Here is a 15,831-nt window from a genome sequence, read left to right on the forward strand (position 1 = left end):
TTGATACGGATGTCGGTTCTCCTTCTTTCGTGTGCCCCAGCCAGATTCGAAATAATCAGGGCGTGAGTGACAAGTCTTCCCCACCCAGAGTCTCGGTCAGGATCCGGCGCAGTTGCGCCCGCTCCGTATTGGGCAGCCAGTCCGCCTCATCGGTCGGCTGGTCCTTCAGCCTCAGCGCCAGCCGTTGGAAGAGGACTTTTTTGAACTCGCCCGGCAGCGCCACAAAGCTGGGCGAGTAGATCATGTAGCTACAGCGGTACTTGAAAAGCCGGGTGTGCAGCTCGAAGTCGCGCAGGGAACTGCCGTCTGACGCGCTCCGCCGGGATCGGCGAAAGGCCTCCTGAAACGCGGCGCTCCCCTGCACCCCTCCTCCGATCAGTTCGTGCTCCTCGGTGAAGAGCAAACGGGCTACCAACCGGTCGGCATGCTTCTGAAGCAGGCGCTTCCCAGTGGCCACCGGCAGCGGCACTTCAGCCCCAGGTATCATGCGGGAAAGAAGACTCCGGGCCGCCCGCCCGGTTTCGGTGATCGCGTTCTGCATGCTGTACTGATGCTCCAGTACCATGAGGGAGACGATATCGCTCGTGTCAGTGGGATACACCGCCGCGGGAAGCAGATCGGCCAACGTCTCTGGAGCCGTCCCTATCCTCGATGGATGCTGACCTGCGACGAGGTTGCCCAGGTGAGCTTCCTTCCCCGAGTGGCCAGTAACGTACCACCCGCCCCATCGCTCACCCAGAGGGCTTTCCTCCGTGGTGGAAAAACTGACGCTGCCGGTCAGTGGCTGTCCCTCCCCATCCACCCGCACTGACTGCACCTGCAGGGCCGCTCCGCCATGGCAGCTGAAGCAATCCTTGCCCACCTGAAAGACGGGGCCTTTCTCCAGTCCGGCCACCGAACGCTGCAGCAGGTAATATTGGGGCCCTTCCACAGCATGCACACCAATGAGCTCGATCGCCCCTCCCTTCACCCAGCCCACATAGCACTCGTCATTGTAGTAGATCGCACGGGGCTGCTGCGGTGAGATGAGGTCCCTTTGCAGGCTGGTCTTGGAGAAAACCAATACCTGAGAAGCCACCGGCACCTTCAACTCCCGGAGCACGCTCTTCAGAAAGGCGGACTCCGAGCTGGCATCCAGCTGGACACGCCCATCCGCCACCCGCTTCCACAGGCGGCGGACCGGGTCACCTTGCTCTTTCCTAGAACTTTCCCCACCGTCAGCGACCTGGCTGATGAAGCCGATGGCGATGATGACCATCGCAAGCCAGCGGGCCCGGGAACCAGACCGCCGCTGAAGCAGATGGGCAGTTGAGGGGACGACGCTCATACCGGGCAGACCGCAGACTGAGCGCGTGGACGCTCCAGCTCCTGGCGGGGACCAAAGAACTCGAAGCGGGCCTGAGAGGCGGGAATACCCCAGGCAAGAAGCTGATGGTAGATATCGATCATGAAAGGTTTGGGCCCGCAGAAATAATAGTCTGCGTCCCGATCTGGCACCAGAGATTCAATGAGCGATGCGTCAATACGCCCCTCGCTCGCGTGGTCCCGGTGCATGCGCAGTCGGTCCATCTCAGTCGGATCGTCATAGCGATGATGTACGACCAGATTCGGGTGATCCTTGGCCAGCCCATTGAGTTTCTGACGGAACGCATGGTGGCGGCTGTTCAAGCAGCCGTGCAGGAAGAAGATCTCTCGTTCCGGCGTGGCCTCCAGCGCGCTGAGCAGCATGCACATAACCGGGGTGACACCCACCCCGGCAGAAAGCAGCACCAGCGGGCGGGCGTGCTTCTCCGTGACGTCCAGGAAAAACTCTCCGCAAGGCGGCCCGACCTCAATACGATCCCCCACCCGGACCTGGTCATGCAGGTAGGAGGAAACAAAACCGTCCGGAGTGCTCCCGGCGCGCGCCGCTTCACGCTTCACACTGATACGATACCACGACTGGCCCGGCTTGTCCGAGAGGCTGTAGTTCCTCATGGTGGTGTGCCCGCACAGGCTGGGCAGGCGCAGCGTGATGTACTGCCCTGGTTTGAAGTCCGGCACGTTGCTGCCATCCGCGGTCTCCAGATAGAAAGAGGTGATCTGCTCGCTCTCCTGCTCCTTGCGCGTGACGAAGAAGGATTTGAAGCCCTCCCAGCCATTTGGTGCCTCGCGATGTTCCCGGTAGATCTGGCTCTCCCGCCCAATCAAGATGTCCGCGAGGAACTGGTAAGCCTCCGCCCAGGCGTTCACAATGTCATCCGTGGCCGCACTGCCGAGAACCTCGCGAATCGACGCCAAAAGGTTCGTGCCAACAATCGGATAGTGCTCGGCCTTGATCTGCAGAGAGGCATGCTTCTGGGCGATCAGCTCCACGGCCCCACCCAGGACCTCAAGGTTGTCGATATTCGCAGCGTAGGCGCAGATGGCGGCGGCCAGCGCCTTTTGCTGGGACCCACTGGTCTGGTTCGCCCTATTGAAGAAGGGAGCGACCTCTGGATTGTGCCGGAACATCCGCTCGTAGAAGTGACGAGTCAGGAGTTCTCCATTCTGCTCCAGGACCGGAGCGGTGGCTTTGACGATGGCGATGGTTTGTGGGCTAAGCATGGTTGTCAATTCAGGTTGGCTTGAAATAGGTACATTAAATACCTATTTAAAAGGGCAAATGTTGCGCCTATTTTGCGGTCGTCGGCCCAATTAAAGCTCTCGTACGTGCAGCTCACCTACCACACGGACTACGCCCTGCGTCTCCTCATTTACCTCCTCTCCCATCCGGACAGGAACGTAAGCACCCGGGAGATGGCGGAGTTCTACGGCGTGTCCGTCAATCACCTTGTGAAGGTGGCCAAGTCCCTGACCCAGGGTGGCTGGCTGGTCTCCAGCCGCGGAATCGGTGGAGGAGTCATGCTGGCCAAGCATACCCCAGAGGCCAAGGTGGGCGACATCGTCCGCTATACGGAAAACACCGACATCGTGGAGTGCTTTCAGCCCAAGACGAACACCTGCCCCATCCACCGGAGTTGCGATTTGAAGCCGATCTTGTTTCAGGCCCGTCGGGCATTCTTCGATGTACTGGACTCCTTCACGGTGCGCGATTTGGCCCGCCACCCGAATGAGCTGCTGGCGCTCACCCGGTCGGCAAAACGCGGCAAATCCATGCCCGCCTGACCTTGATCAACGGAGATAGAGCGTGCCGCCATCCACAGGATAGGCCACGCCCGTGATGAAGCTGGCCTCATCACTACAGAGGAAGACCGCCGCCGCAGCCACCTCCTCGGGTGTGCCCATGCGCCCTACTGGTTGCGTCTTCGAGAGCTTTTCAAACATCTCTGCCTGTCGGTCGGGGTAGTTCTTGGCAATAAATCCATCTACGAAAGGCGTGTGAATCCGCCCTGGGCAGATGGCATTGCACCGGATGCCCTGTTTCAGGTAGTCTTGAGCCACCGAGTAGGTCATGGCGAGCACTGCCCCCTTGCTCATGCTGTAGGCAAACCGGTCGCCAATCCCCATCTGGCCCGCAATGGAAGCCATGTTCAGGATGACCCCGCCCCCCTGGCCGGCCATGATCTCCACCGCCGGTCGGAGACAGTTCGCCACCCCTTTCACATTGACCCGATAGATCCGGTCGAGGTCTGCCTCAGAAGTCGTCTGCACATTGCCGACATGAGCGATCCCCGCGTTATTGACGAGAATGTCCAACCTTCCGTACTTGGCGGCCACGTTGCGGATGGCGTTGGCTGCGGAGTCCGCGTCAGCAATATCACATGCAGCGGCCCCCGCCTCCCCTCCTTCCTCGATTACCGACTGCGCGACGCGGCCCGCAGCCGCTTCATCAAGATCGAGAATTTCCACCCTGGCCCCCTGACGCGCAAAAGCTCGCACCATCGCTTCGCCGATACCCGACCCACCACCGGTGATCACCGCGGTTTTTCCATGCAGGGAGAACATGCTCATGGACTCAGCCTAGCAATGGCCCCCAACTGCTCAACCACGGAATGGTGCGCTGACACAGAACCACTTCCATCGGTCACTTTTGTATCGCGCAGGGTGCGCCCTCCAACCGTCTTGTAAACCAAGACGCAGGCTAGGGTCAACCACTCCCCATGACTCCGAATGTTTCTTATCACCCATCCACCAAACAGCTCAGCCATGGCCAATTCGTCCCAATTCGTCCGGATTTCACCGACATTCACCCCCGCTATGCACCTCAAGTTGATTGGTTTCCGGCAGAAACTGCCTCTCCGTTAAGAATAGAACTTGCCCCATCTGCCATCTAGGGTGATGGATTGCCCGCACCAGAGTCCCCTTCGACCTTTGCCTTGAAACTTCATGGAGTTTGACTGGATAGACGTCCCTTTCGACCTGACCACGCTGCCTCCCAAGGATATCGAGGAGTCTTTCGAAGACCCTTTTGCCCTGAAACTTCTGCCCGATGGTGAGAGCGAAGATGTCCGCGCGGCGCGCTACTTTTCCCTCGGCAAGTCCCTCTCTGGGAGGGGGATTTTCAGCGTCTTCTGGACGGATGGCAAGCGCTACCGGGTGATCCTCTCCCGTCCGATGAGCCCCGAAGAAGAACACTTCTACGAGCGCAAGAAGTCTGAAGATCTCTAGCCCCTGTCCTCTCTCCCCATCTGGCCTCCCTGACCGCCCCCACATGAAATTGATCCGCACCTGGAGTGAAATGCCTCATTTTGAGAATGAGGAGGAGGAAGCCAAGTTCTGGATGGTGCACCAGCTGGATGCCCGGCTCATGCAGACCTCCATGCACCGCCCGGATGTGCGTGAGTCCACCACCATCACCCTGCGCTTTGATCCCCGCATGCTCTCCCGCATCAAGCGCATCGCGCGCCGACGGTACCTGAACTACCAGAGCATGATCAAGCAGTGGTTGAGCGAGCGCATGGAGCAGGAATTGAAGGATTAGGGGAACCGGACGCTCGCTTGCGTTTGAATCGTCAGTTTGGTTAAATCGGATGATTGGCCAATCTGAATCATGCCCTCTCCCGCATGCGACGTATTCACCTGTAGGCCCTGTCGAAAGCACTACTCCCAGGAGGAACTTGGCGGGAGACGCGCCTGTCCCAAGTGCCGTGGACCGCTCTTCAGCACGATCATCCGGACAGTCGGTGGCTGGCCATCTTTTTCATCGCATCTGCCGCAGTTGCCTTGGTGCTGGCCTCCCTCTGGTGGCAGTTTACCAGAAGGATATTCTTCGTGCTTGGCATCCTCGCATTTCAGATTCCCGCTCTTTTCTCAGCAGGGCTTTCATCTGAGACGCTTGGGCCCGTCTTGATGACTCACCATCTGGTCCCACTCTTGGGCGTTCTCAACCTGTGCATCATGGTCTATCTGATGGCTTCCTTTTATGCTTGGCATCAGTTCGCCAGTTACTGCAGGGTCGCCTCTCAGAAAGGCCTCTAAGCTCGGATGTTCGCGGTGTTTCCTGGTCTTGAGCCTCGCCCGGGTAAACCTGAGGTGACGCCCACCACCGCAGCCTCGCCTCCATAGACGCGAGCGCCCTGGACTCGCTTTTTGTCATGAGCGAGATTAAATGGATCGCCATGCTCACCCCTTGCCCAGATGCTGCCCTCCCCCGCGGGTTTCACACCACACGGTGGAGCGTCATCAGGCAGGCCATTGCCGACGATGACAAACAGTCGAGGGAGGCTTTGGAGCAGATCTGCCGGGCCTACTGGTACCCACTCTACGCTTTCGTAAGAAGATCCGGCCACAGCCGCGAAGATTCCCAGGATCTGGTGCAGGGTTTCTTCCTCAAACTGCTGAACAAACATCTCCTGGGAGTAGCAAATCCTGATAAGGGGAAACTGCGCACCTTTCTCCTCACCTGCCTGAGACGTTACCTTCTGGATGAGCGGGATCGAGCCATGGCCCAGAAGCGAGAAGGAAATCGGGGGGTGAGTTCGAGCCTGGCTCTGGATACAGACTGGGCTGAGCAACGCTACGCGGAGGAGCCTGTGGACCACCTCACCCCGGACCGGTTGTTTCAAAGGCGCTGGGCTCTCACCGTCCTGGAACTTACCCTGCAATTGCTGGGTGAGGAGTATGAGCGCCGGGACAAACGTCAGCTTTTTGTGACGTTACGGCCTTTCCTGGGCTTCAAGGCGGATCCCACTGCGCTGCCTTCTTGCGAAGCCGTGGCAAAACAGTTGGGGATGCCGGAGGCCACGGTGAGGAGCCACATCTTCCGCCTCCGGCAGCGCTGGAGCGAACTGATGTTTGAACAGGTCGCAGCAACCTTGGGAGAGGATTCTTCCCAAGCAGTCAAAGATGAACTGAAGGAGCTGTTGGAATGCGTTTGAAGCAGGGCTGCAGCTTCCCTCTGAATCCGACATTGCGAAATCCGCTTGCAACTTTGTCTGCACGATTCCGAATCTCCCTTCATGAGCGATTCGCATTCCCCACACCCTGGGCCAGGGGAAGCTGACGCGGCGTCCGTCCCGCTCCCACCTTCGCCGCCTAACGGGCAGGGACTTCCTGAGCTTCACGGATTGGACGCCAGAGAGCTGCTTCTGGGTTGCCTCCCAGGCACAGGCTACGGCCCGGCTCTATCCTGGAATCCACCCGATGTGAAGCATCTGGCAGAGTTGCTTCCTCAATACCGGATCGAGAAACTCATCGGCTTCGGCGGGATGGGCGCAGTGTATCAAGGCAGCCAGGCATCGCTGCAACGCAAGGTAGCGATCAAGCTCCTCCCTATGGAACTCTCCGTGGATGAGGTCTTCGTCGCCAGATTCCAGCGCGAGGCTCAAACGCTTGCCCACCTCCAGCATCCCGGCATCGTAGCCGTCTATGACTTCGGCCAGACCAAGGAAGGCCACCTCTATTTTGTGATGGAATTCGTCCTGGGCTGTGATCTGGGTCAGCTCCTCACCTCCCGCCCCATGAGCCCTACCCGCGTGCTGGAGACCATCATCCAGCTCTGTGATGCTCTCCATTATGCTCACAGCGAGGGCATCATCCATCGCGATATCAAGCCCTCCAACGTACTCGTCACCCCGGAAGGCAGGGTGAAGCTGACTGACTTTGGCCTGGCACGGCCGATGACTGAAGCGGAAGGAGGCCAGCTCACCACGCCCAGTCTGGTCATGGGCACCCCGGCCTACATGGCCCCCGAGCTGCGCCAGGGTCACTCCGACCACCGTGCAGACATCTTTGCCCTGGGCGTGATGCTCTACGAGATGCTGACTGGCTCTCCTCCACAGGGAGCCTTTCCTCCACCTTCGCAAAAGGCGCCCGTGGATGCACGACTTGATGACATCGTGGTCAAGGCCATGCGGCAGGAGCCTGCGCATCGCTACCAGGAGGTGCGGCAGATGCAGAAGGAGGTGGACCAAGTGCGTACCACCATCCAGCCGTCACCCACTGGAAAGCGAAATCGCATCCGCATCACATTGAGCATAAGCGCGATCTCGGTCGGGCTGGCACTCGCCGTCAGTGCCTTGGCATGGAAGCGGCCCCTCTGGGTCCTCGGTCGCAACGCGCCTTCGCCCGCCGTGGGAAATGACGTTACCAGCAACAGAAGCTCCCCTGCCACCATCAGGGAGACAATGCCGACCGTCAGGGCCATGGCGACATTCACAGCTGCCCAATACAGTGCCACCCAGCCCTTCTCAAACCATCTGGGTATGAAGTTTGTGCCTGTACCCGGCACGTCCGTGTTGATGTGCATTCATGAAACCCGGAAGGCTGATTATGCGGCATACACCCACGCCATGCCCGCGACGATGGACAGGAGCTGGGTCCGCCCCATAAGGGACGGTCTTGAGATATCTCCTGGTGCGGGTCACCCCGTCTCCATGGTGAGCTGGCAGGATGCCACCGCCTTTTGCATTTGGCTCAGCCAGATGGAGCATCTCCGCTATCGCCTCCCGACTGACCGGGAGTGGAGCATGGCGGTGGGCATCGGCGGGAGGGAGCCTTTGGATGCCACCCCCGAGAGCCTGAATGACGCCATCACCCGAGAGCATCCGTGGGGTCAGCAATGGCCACCCCCAAGCGGGGCTGGCAATCTTGCCGACCTCACCCTTGCCGAAACCTACCACTATCCTGCCGGGCGGTTTATCAAAGGATACCGCGATGGTTTTGCCAACACCGCACCGGTGATGAGCTTCCCTCCCAATGCCCTGGGTTTGTATGACCTGGGTGGCAATGTCTGGGAGTGGTGCCAGGACTGGTTCAATACATCACAACAACGCAAAGTGCTCCGCGGAGGTTGTTTCAATGACCAGGGCATGGAGTACCTGCACTCCTCCCACCGGGCGCAGAATGCGGTCGATCTGCGCCACATCGCTTATGGCTTCCGGTGTGTGCTGGAAGTCGCCCCTCCCGATCCAACAGCGGGATCGTAGTCAACGGCCTGTGACACTGCCTCGCTCCGCAGCAGGGAGATCGTGCCTTCATCACTTGAGGAGCTGGCCACCGCCTCTCTACAAAGATCTCTTGTGCAAAGAAAAGCCGTCCTGTTTTGCAACGCAGCGTTCCCAATCCCGAAAATCACCTATGACCCTACATCACTCTCATTTTCCTCGCGGTCGCCTGCGTCGCCCCCCTCAACCTCCCCGGTCGTTCATCCATGAAATCGCCCTTGATCATCCCATCGGTGCTCACCCTCGCGCTTCACCTCTCTCTGAGCCTGAGTGCCCAGGAAATGGAGATATTTAATGGGAAGGATCTCACTGGCTGGCGGGGACTGCCGGCCGTCTGGGCAGTCCAGGATGGCGCTATTACCGGAAGGGCCGCAGAAAACCGGGAGAACACCTTCCTCATCTGGGAGGGCGGCACCGTTAAGGACTTTGAGTTCTCATGTGAGTACAAACTGACCGCGAACAACCCCGAAAAAATCGCCAACACCGGCATTCAGTTTCGCGCCCACATCGTGGACAACGCAGGCTTGAAACTGACGGGCTACCAGGCCGAGATGGACAATGGAGCCCAGCGTCCCAAGCGATGGCCTGTCATGAAAAACACCAACGGCAGCGTCATTGAGGATGCACCGGGCAAACTGCTCGCCCCGGCGGGTCAGCGGACCGTCGCCCAGAATGGCAATGTTTCAGATAATCCGATGATGGGCATCTACACCACCACCGGCACCACCACCTCCCAGGAAGTGCTCGACCGGGTTTACCGGAAAGAAGGCTGGAATACGCTTCGCATCATCGCCCACGGCAATCGCATTCAGACCTTCATCAACGGACTTCCAGCGGCAGAATGCGTTGACTCCGCGTACCGCTACCAGTCCGGTCATCTGGGCTTGCAATATCACGGGAGGGGAGCCAAAACGGTACAGTTCAAGAACCTCAAGCTGACGCATCTGCGCGACGCGCCGCTGGTCGCGCAAACGCCCGACGTTTCGCCCGCCCCTTCCAGCGCCTCGCCGGCCCCCAACAGCGCCACCGACACCCTGCCGCCGCTAAAGGCCTGTCTTCTGGACTACATGTGGGAGTGGAACTCTCCTCTCGGCAAGACCCTGGCAGCCTTTCAGCCCGACGGCACCTTGATCTTAAAAGATAAACGTGCGCTAAAGTGGAGCATGACTGGATCACAAACCATCCAGGTTACAGGAGACTCCGGCAAGGCGGTGGAACTGGTCTTCGATACCACGTTCTCCACCTTCAAAATGTCTTCCGCCGCAGGGTCCAATGAATCCTCCCAAATATGGGGCACACGATCCACCACCCTGCCGCCCCGGCTGGAAAGCGTGATCACCACCCGGGCGTGGGCCTGGCGCCAGGTCTGGGCCCCGCCGTCGAAACGCTGGAGTGAAGTCCGCTTTGATCGAGATGGCACCTTCCGTGCCTTCCACGGCACCTCCCTGGCCTACACAGGCAAGTGGGAAGTGGCCGGGCCGGGCCGGATCAAGATCCCCAATAACAAAATCCCCTTCATTTCCACCTTTGGTTATTTCCTTCAATTTGACAACGAATTCACCCGGTTCGAAGCGACCGACCTGGGCAAGCGCAAGGTTCCCGGCGAGAACATCGGCCCCGCCAGTCAAGCACCTTTGCCCCTCCCTCCTCCGAAACCGGAGGATGAATTCAGGACGGCTTTTGCCATGGTCAGTGGGAGCTCCAACGGCGGCACCAACTCCGGCTTTGGCGACACCAAACGCACGCTGGATGTGTCCATCAACACCGCCAGCGACGACCACATTCACGTCACGGTCAAGGCCAGTTGGGTGGTGCTCACTCCTGGTCGACAACTGGTCCCAAGCCGTACGGAAACCCGAAAGTTCACCATTGGAGGGGACCACCCTTACTACGAGAAGTTTTCCATCACATCCGTCTGGCAACGCACCAACGGCATGACCGACGGCATCACAAATGAGGACGGCGTCCTGCGCGGCTGGGTGGTGCGGGCCTACGACGTAAACGGCAAGGAGATCTCCGCCGCGGCCAGCCAGCCCGCATATCTCGACATTGGCAAATGAGATGAAACGGGAGCACCGGCACCCCCTTGATCCAGCTTCTAATGTTGCCGTGTTGAATCACGACGGAATTCCGAGGATCACGCGTCAACCTTCAACGCGGGCAGCATCCGCCAGGGCCCACACTTTCAACTCCTCGAACCCAGCTCATACCGCCTTGCCTTCACTCGTGGAGAAGTCCACCTCCAGTCGCCATCCTTCATGAGCGCCCGGTGTTTCAATGACCCTCTCAGCACCTCCAGCACTCTTTGAGGTTCACAGCCGTAGAGCCCCGCGCCCCAGCATGGATTCGCCTCGACGACGGCCCAGCCCCGCTCCAGGGTGACACCGACATCCAGCACGAAGGCAGATGGAATCGAGACGTCAGTTGCCGTCAGCAGCGAATCCACAAAAGCCCTCGTTGCTTCTTCCTCTCCAGATTGACACCGAGTCAGGGGTGACCCGTGGTGCTAGCAAAACCAGGGGAGGATTGGATGGCTCGGGGAGGTTCATGAGAACTTCACCCACCCTGCACGCCCACGACGTCCACAGCAACACCCTTCCGCCCTCCCAACCCTCTTGCAGTCCGCCGCCACTTCACATAGCGTCGAAAACGAGTTCTCCAATGGCTCCCCCTTTGTCCTCCCTTCCCCTCCAACCTGGACAGCATCTCTGCCGCCCCTGCCGCAAAACCTACACCGCTACCGAAGTGCAGGGCCGCAAGTCGTGCCCCAAATGCAGGGGGCCGTTGGTCAGCAGTCAGCAGCTCGAAAGCTACCAGGCGGATACCCACACCAGCTTGAGCAGGTTGAAGCATCAGTCTTCTTCCACCCTGGCCGGCGGTGCGCTCCTCGCCATGGGCATCCAGACGGTCATCAACATCGTCATGCACGACCCTGACTTTCACGCGCTCACCTTCATGGTGTTTGCTGGAGGCCTCCTTAGCCTCATGACCACCGGCCTTTGGTGGCATACCTCCCGCCCTTCCTTGATGCTGGCAGCCTCCCTGGTGTTTCAAGCCACCGCATTCGTCTATTTCTTTTCCGTTTTTGCCGCTGCCGGCACCCTAAACATTCTAGAATCGAAGTGGGGCATGCGGATCACTTTTATCATGGCACTCGCCCCCTTTTGCATCGCCCTGCTCGCCTGGCATCAGTATCGAAGTTACTTGAGAGTGCTGAAGCCGAGGTGAACCGGAATTAAGCCCAAAAAACAAAAACGCCCCCCGTTTCCGGAGGGCGTTTAAGAATTCAATCTCCCGGCAGATCAGCGGGTTTAGGCCACCGCTTCGTCGCTCTCGGCGCCAAAGGTCGGCTTCACCGTCTCAACGACGTTGAAGTTGCGGTTGGTGCGGAAACCAGTGCCGGCAGGGATCAGGTGACCCATGATGACGTTTTCCTTGAAGCCGCGGAGCAGGTCGTTTTTCGCCAGGGTAGCCGCTTCGGTAAGCACACGGGTGGTGTCCTGGAAGCTGGCGGCACTGATGAAGCTGTCCGTCTCAAGGCTGGCCTTGGTGATGCCAAGGAGCACCGGCTCGGCCGTCGCAGGCTTGCCGCCCTCGTCGGACACACGCTGGTTTTCACGCTCGAATTCCAGACGGTCGATCTGGTCACCCCAAAGGAAGGCGGTGTCACCGGGTTCGGTGATCTTCACCTTGCGCAGCATCTGGCGGATGATGATCTCGACGTGCTTGTCGTTGATCTCCACGCCCTGCGCACGGTACACTTCCTGAACCTCATTGACGAGGTGTTCACGCAGGGCCTGAGGCCCGAGGATCTCCAGGATCTCATGCGGCACGACGGCCCCTTCCGTGAGCTGGTCGCCCTTGGTCACATGGTCGCCGTTCTGCACGAAGATGTGCTTGTTGCGAGGAATAAGGTGTTCCTCCTGCTGACCAGTCTTCGAGTCGGTGATGATCACACGACGCTTGCCACGCACCAGGCCGCCGATTTCAATGTTGCCATCGATCTTGGCGATTTCGCACGCATCCTTGGGCTTGCGAGCTTCGAAAAGCTCGGCCACACGGGGAAGACCCCCGGTAATGTCCTTGGTCTTGGCAGCCTTGCGCGGGGTCTTGGCGAGCACGGTACCGGCATCCACCTTCTCGTTGTTCTTCACGGAAAGGTGAGCACCAGCGGGAATGGTGTAGCTGGCCAGGATCTCCTTGGTCTTCGGATCCACAATGACGATCTGCGGGTGCAGGTCTTCCTTGTGCTCGATGACGACGGTTTCCTCGTTGCCGGTCGCTTGGTTGACCTCCTTGGTGATGGTCACGCCACCAAGCATGTCGCGGAATTCAATCTTGCCCTGCTTCTCGGTGATGATCGGCACGTTGTACGGATCCCAGGTGACAATCGTCTCGCCCTTCTTGACCTTGCCGCCGTCCTCTTTCGAGATGAGGGCACCGAGGACAATCTTGTGGGACTCGAGTTCGCGACCCGCATCATCGTGAATGCTGATGGTGCCGTTCTTGGTGAGCACCACGCTGCCTTCCGGCGTGTTGACGATACGAAGCTCATTGTACCGGATGGAACCCGCGTTCTTCGTGACGATGATGGGCTGCTTGAAGGCACCTGCGGCCACACCACCGACGTGGAAGGTACGCATGGTGAGCTGCGTTCCCGGTTCACCAATGGACTGGGCGGCCACAATGCCGACGGCTTCACCCACCTTGACCACACGGCCAGTGGCGAGGCTGAGGCCATAACATTTGGCACAGCAACCGCGCTTGCTTTCGCAAGTGAGCACGGAGCGGATCTTGAGCTTTTCAACACCGATCTTCACCAGGTGGTTGGCCACCTCTTCTGTGATCAGCTGGCCATATTCCACCAGGGTGGTCTTGTCCACCGGGTCATGGATGGTCTCGCAGGAGACACGGCCATAGATACGGGTCTTCAGGTCCACCACTTCGTCGTCACCCTGGTAGATGGAGGAGAGCGTGATGCCGTTGACGGTACCACAATCCTCCTCGGTCACGATGACGTCCTGAGCTACATCGACCAGCTTACGGGTCATGTAGCCGGAGTCAGCCGTCTTCAACGCGGTGTCGGAGAGACCCTTGCGGGCGCCGTGGGTGGAGATGAAGTACTCCAGCACAGTCAGACCTTCACGGAAGTTCGAGGTAATGGGCTGCTCGATAATCTCACCGCTCGGCTTGGCCATAAGACCGCGCATCCCGGCGAGCTGCTTGATCTGCGTCTGGTTGCCTCGGGCACCCGAGGTCACCATCACGTAGAGCGGGTTGTGGAGTTTCTTGCCGTCGTTGTACTCGAGCGTGCGGAACACTTCCTTGGTGACTTCTTCACCCACGCCGGTCCAGATGTCGATGACCTTCTGCTGGCGTTCACCGTTGGTGATGATGCCTCGCTTGTACTGCTTCGTCACCAGCTCCACATCAGCGCGAGCCTTGTCCAAGGCCTTGTACTTGGCTTCAGGAATCACCATGTCGGTGATGCCGATGGAGCAACCGGAGCGCATGGCTTCGCGGAAGCCGAGCTGCTTGAGCCGGTCCAGCGCTGCCACCGTTTCCTGGTGACCGGCCTTCTGGAAACAACGCCAGATGATGTCGGAGAGCTGCTTCTTGCCAACGGTATTGTTGTAGAAGCCAAGCTCTGCCGGCCAGATCTCGCTGAAGCGGATACGACCCGGGGTGGTCTCAACGACCGCCTTGGTCGGGTCGCCATAGGTGCGGCCCTTGGTGTTGTAGTCCGGATTGCGGTAAAGCACCTTCTGGTTCACTTCGACCGCGTTTTCGCTGAGGGCGAACTCGACTTCGGAGGGATCATTGAAGATGGAGAGGCGACGCTCGTCCTTGGGAGCTCCCGGGAGCTCACGCAGATACGTGAGGGCGAAGCAACCCAGAGGAATGTCCTGGGAAGGCGTCATCACCGGCTTGCCGCTCGCAGGGGAGAACAGGTTGTTCGGAGCGAGCATGAGGAGGCGGGCCTCCATCTGGGCTTCGATCGACAAAGGAACGTGCACCGCCATCTGGTCACCGTCGAAGTCAGCGTTGTAAGCCGTACAAACGAGGGGGTGTACGCGGATAGCTTCACCTTCGATGAGCTTGGGCTCGAACGCCTGGATGGAGAGACGGTGCAGGGTCGGCGCACGGTTCAGGAGAACCGGGTGGCCCTTGGTCACTTCATCAAGAATGTCCCACACTTCAGGGGTGCGGCGCTCAATCATCTTCTTGGCGCTGCGCACGGTGTGCACCAGGCCCAGCTCCTTGAGACGGCGGATGATGAAGGGCTCGAACAAGACGAGCGCCATCTTCTTGGGCAGACCGCACTGGTTGAGGGTGAGGTCCGGACCGATCACGATAACGGAACGGCCGGAGTAGTCCACACGCTTGCCCAGAAGGTTCTGGCGGAAGCGGCCGGACTTGCCCTTGAGCATGTCGGACATGGACTTGAGCGGACGGTTGCCCGCGCCGGTCACCGCACGGCCGTGGCGGCCGTTGTCGAAGAGGGCATCCACCGCCTCCTGCAACATGCGCTTTTCGTTACGGATGATGACATCCGGCGTCTTGAGCGCGAGCAGGTTCTTGAGACGGTTGTTGCGGTTGATGACACGACGATAGAGGTCGTTCAAGTCAGAGGTCGCAAAGCGGCCGCCTTCCAGAGGCACCAACGGACGAAGGTCCGGCGGAATCACCGGCAGCACTTCCATCACCATGTACTCAGGGCGGGAGTGAGAGGCTGCAAAGCCCTGGCAGAGCTTGAGGCGCTTGGCGATCTTCTTGCGAAGCTGCTTGGAGCGGGTCTTGGTCATGGACTGCTCGAGCTCCTTCACCATTTCGGCGAGGTTGGCTTGAGCGAGGATGTCACGGATGGCTTCTGCCCCCATTCCGACCTTGAAGCTGTCGGCACCATACTGGTCCTCAGCTTCGCGCAGTTCCATTTCCGTCAGCAACTGGCCGCGCTGAAGCGGCGTGCTCCCAGGGGAGACCACGATGTAATCTTCATAGTAGATCACGCGCTCCAGCGAACGGGCCGTCATGTCCAGCATGAGGCCGATGCGGGATGGCATGCACTTGTAGAACCAGATGTGGGTGACCGGCACCGCCAGCTCGATGTGGCCCATACGCTCGCGACGGACGCGGCTCAGGGTCACTTCCACACCGCAACGGTCGCAGATCACGCCTTTGTGCTTGATGCGCTTGTACTTGCCGCAGGCGCACTCCCAGTCACGCGTGGGTCCGAAAATACGCTCGCAGAAGAGTCCGCCTTTTTCGGGCTTGAACGTGCGGTAGTTGATGGTCTCAGGGTTCTTCACCTCACCATGGCTCCAGGACCGGATGCGGTCCGGGGAGGCCACGGAAATGGAGACCATGTCGAAGCCTCCGGTGCGATGCTGCTCCCCGAAGAGTTCCTTGAGATGGTTGTCGAAGCTCGAAGTTTCTTGCATGTTCGTGAGATTCAGGGGTTGCT

Annotated in this window: 12 protein-coding genes; 7 read left to right on the top strand and 5 right to left on the bottom strand. The window is 59.4% G+C overall.

Annotated features, from left to right (window positions below):
* Positions 1 to 55: 55 nt before the first annotated feature.
* The gene (locus tag VSP_RS27000; RefSeq protein WP_156344985.1) at positions 56 to 1,327 is read right to left on the bottom strand and encodes a hypothetical protein; all 1,272 of its coding nucleotides are present in this window, start codon (positions 1,325 to 1,327) and stop codon (positions 56 to 58) included.
* A complete protein-coding gene (hmpA, locus tag VSP_RS27005) occupies positions 1,324 to 2,586 on the bottom strand; it encodes an NO-inducible flavohemoprotein (protein ID WP_009964669.1) in 1,263 nt (420 codons plus the stop codon). The genes VSP_RS27000 and hmpA overlap by 4 nt, the downstream gene beginning before the upstream one ends.
* 105 nt (positions 2,587 to 2,691) lie before the next feature.
* Here hmpA and VSP_RS27010 point away from each other — a divergent pair, with 105 nt between their 5' ends.
* Complete coding sequence (locus VSP_RS27010; RefSeq protein ID WP_009964671.1) at positions 2,692 to 3,147, top strand: RrF2 family transcriptional regulator; 456 nt, start codon at positions 2,692 to 2,694, stop codon at positions 3,145 to 3,147.
* A 6-nt stretch (positions 3,148 to 3,153) separates the two neighbouring features.
* Here VSP_RS27010 and VSP_RS27015 read toward each other — a convergent pair whose 3' ends face one another.
* Positions 3,154 to 3,927, bottom strand: coding sequence for an SDR family NAD(P)-dependent oxidoreductase (locus VSP_RS27015; protein ID WP_029190798.1), 774 nt, complete (start codon positions 3,925 to 3,927; stop codon positions 3,154 to 3,156).
* A 381-nt stretch (positions 3,928 to 4,308) separates the two neighbouring features.
* On the opposite strand from VSP_RS27015, the gene VSP_RS27020 reads away from it, so the two are divergent.
* The 5 genes from VSP_RS27020 (at position 4,309) to VSP_RS27045 (ending at position 10,426) form a co-directional block, all read left to right on the top strand.
* Entirely contained in the window at positions 4,309 to 4,590 is a 282-nt protein-coding gene (locus tag VSP_RS27020; RefSeq protein WP_009964673.1) for a BrnT family toxin, read from the top strand.
* 43 nt (positions 4,591 to 4,633) lie between these two features.
* On the top strand, positions 4,634 to 4,903 hold the full coding sequence (locus VSP_RS27025; RefSeq protein WP_009964674.1) for a CopG family antitoxin: 270 nt from the start codon (positions 4,634 to 4,636) through the stop codon (positions 4,901 to 4,903).
* Between the two features lie 613 nt (positions 4,904 to 5,516).
* Positions 5,517 to 6,299, top strand: coding sequence for an RNA polymerase sigma factor (locus VSP_RS27035; RefSeq protein ID WP_009964676.1), 783 nt, complete (start codon positions 5,517 to 5,519; stop codon positions 6,297 to 6,299).
* A gap of 189 nt (positions 6,300 to 6,488) precedes the next feature.
* Complete coding sequence (locus VSP_RS40115) at positions 6,489 to 8,348, top strand: bifunctional serine/threonine-protein kinase/formylglycine-generating enzyme family protein (protein WP_009964677.1); 1,860 nt, start codon at positions 6,489 to 6,491, stop codon at positions 8,346 to 8,348.
* A 224-nt stretch (positions 8,349 to 8,572) separates the two neighbouring features.
* Positions 8,573 to 10,426, top strand: a complete 1,854-nt coding sequence (locus tag VSP_RS27045) for a 3-keto-disaccharide hydrolase (RefSeq protein WP_009964678.1) — start codon at positions 8,573 to 8,575, stop codon at positions 10,424 to 10,426.
* Positions 10,427 to 10,551: 125 nt separating this feature from the next.
* Here VSP_RS27045 and VSP_RS41445 read toward each other — a convergent pair whose 3' ends face one another.
* On the bottom strand, positions 10,552 to 10,857 hold the full coding sequence (locus tag VSP_RS41445) for an ATP-grasp domain-containing protein (protein WP_081452750.1): 306 nt from the start codon (positions 10,855 to 10,857) through the stop codon (positions 10,552 to 10,554).
* 182 nt (positions 10,858 to 11,039) lie between these two features.
* Between VSP_RS41445 and VSP_RS27050 the strand changes: the two genes are divergently transcribed.
* Positions 11,040 to 11,594 (top strand): hypothetical protein, encoded by a 555-nt coding sequence (locus VSP_RS27050; RefSeq protein WP_157211081.1) that lies wholly within the window; start codon positions 11,040 to 11,042, stop codon positions 11,592 to 11,594.
* An 83-nt stretch (positions 11,595 to 11,677) separates the two neighbouring features.
* Here the strand turns inward: VSP_RS27050 and rpoC are convergent, their stop codons facing one another.
* Positions 11,678 to 15,808: a DNA-directed RNA polymerase subunit beta' gene (gene rpoC, locus VSP_RS27055; protein WP_009964681.1), complete on the bottom strand. Its 4,131-nt coding sequence runs from the start codon at positions 15,806 to 15,808 to the stop codon at positions 11,678 to 11,680.
* Between the last annotated feature and the right edge of the window lie 23 nt (positions 15,809 to 15,831).

Origin of the sequence: Verrucomicrobium spinosum DSM 4136 = JCM 18804 (assembly GCF_000172155.1) — a bacterium.
In the GTDB taxonomy this organism is placed as follows: Bacteria; Verrucomicrobiota; Verrucomicrobiia; order Verrucomicrobiales; family Verrucomicrobiaceae; genus Verrucomicrobium; species Verrucomicrobium spinosum.

Coding starts and splice junctions, on each gene's coding strand:
- VSP_RS27045 (WP_009964678.1), top strand. CDS start 8,573: ATGAAATCGCCCTTGATCATCCCATCGGTGCTCACCCTCGCGCTTCAC.
- rpoC (WP_009964681.1), bottom strand. CDS start 15,808: ATGCAAGAAACTTCGAGCTTCGACAACCATCTCAAGGAACTCTTCGGG.
- VSP_RS27020 (WP_009964673.1), top strand. CDS start 4,309: ATGGAGTTTGACTGGATAGACGTCCCTTTCGACCTGACCACGCTGCCT.
- VSP_RS27000 (WP_156344985.1), bottom strand. CDS start 1,327: ATGAGCGTCGTCCCCTCAACTGCCCATCTGCTTCAGCGGCGGTCTGGT.
- VSP_RS27035 (WP_009964676.1), top strand. CDS start 5,517: ATGAGCGAGATTAAATGGATCGCCATGCTCACCCCTTGCCCAGATGCT.
- hmpA (WP_009964669.1), bottom strand. CDS start 2,586: ATGCTTAGCCCACAAACCATCGCCATCGTCAAAGCCACCGCTCCGGTC.
- VSP_RS27025 (WP_009964674.1), top strand. CDS start 4,634: ATGAAATTGATCCGCACCTGGAGTGAAATGCCTCATTTTGAGAATGAG.
- VSP_RS27015 (WP_029190798.1), bottom strand. CDS start 3,927: ATGTTCTCCCTGCATGGAAAAACCGCGGTGATCACCGGTGGTGGGTCG.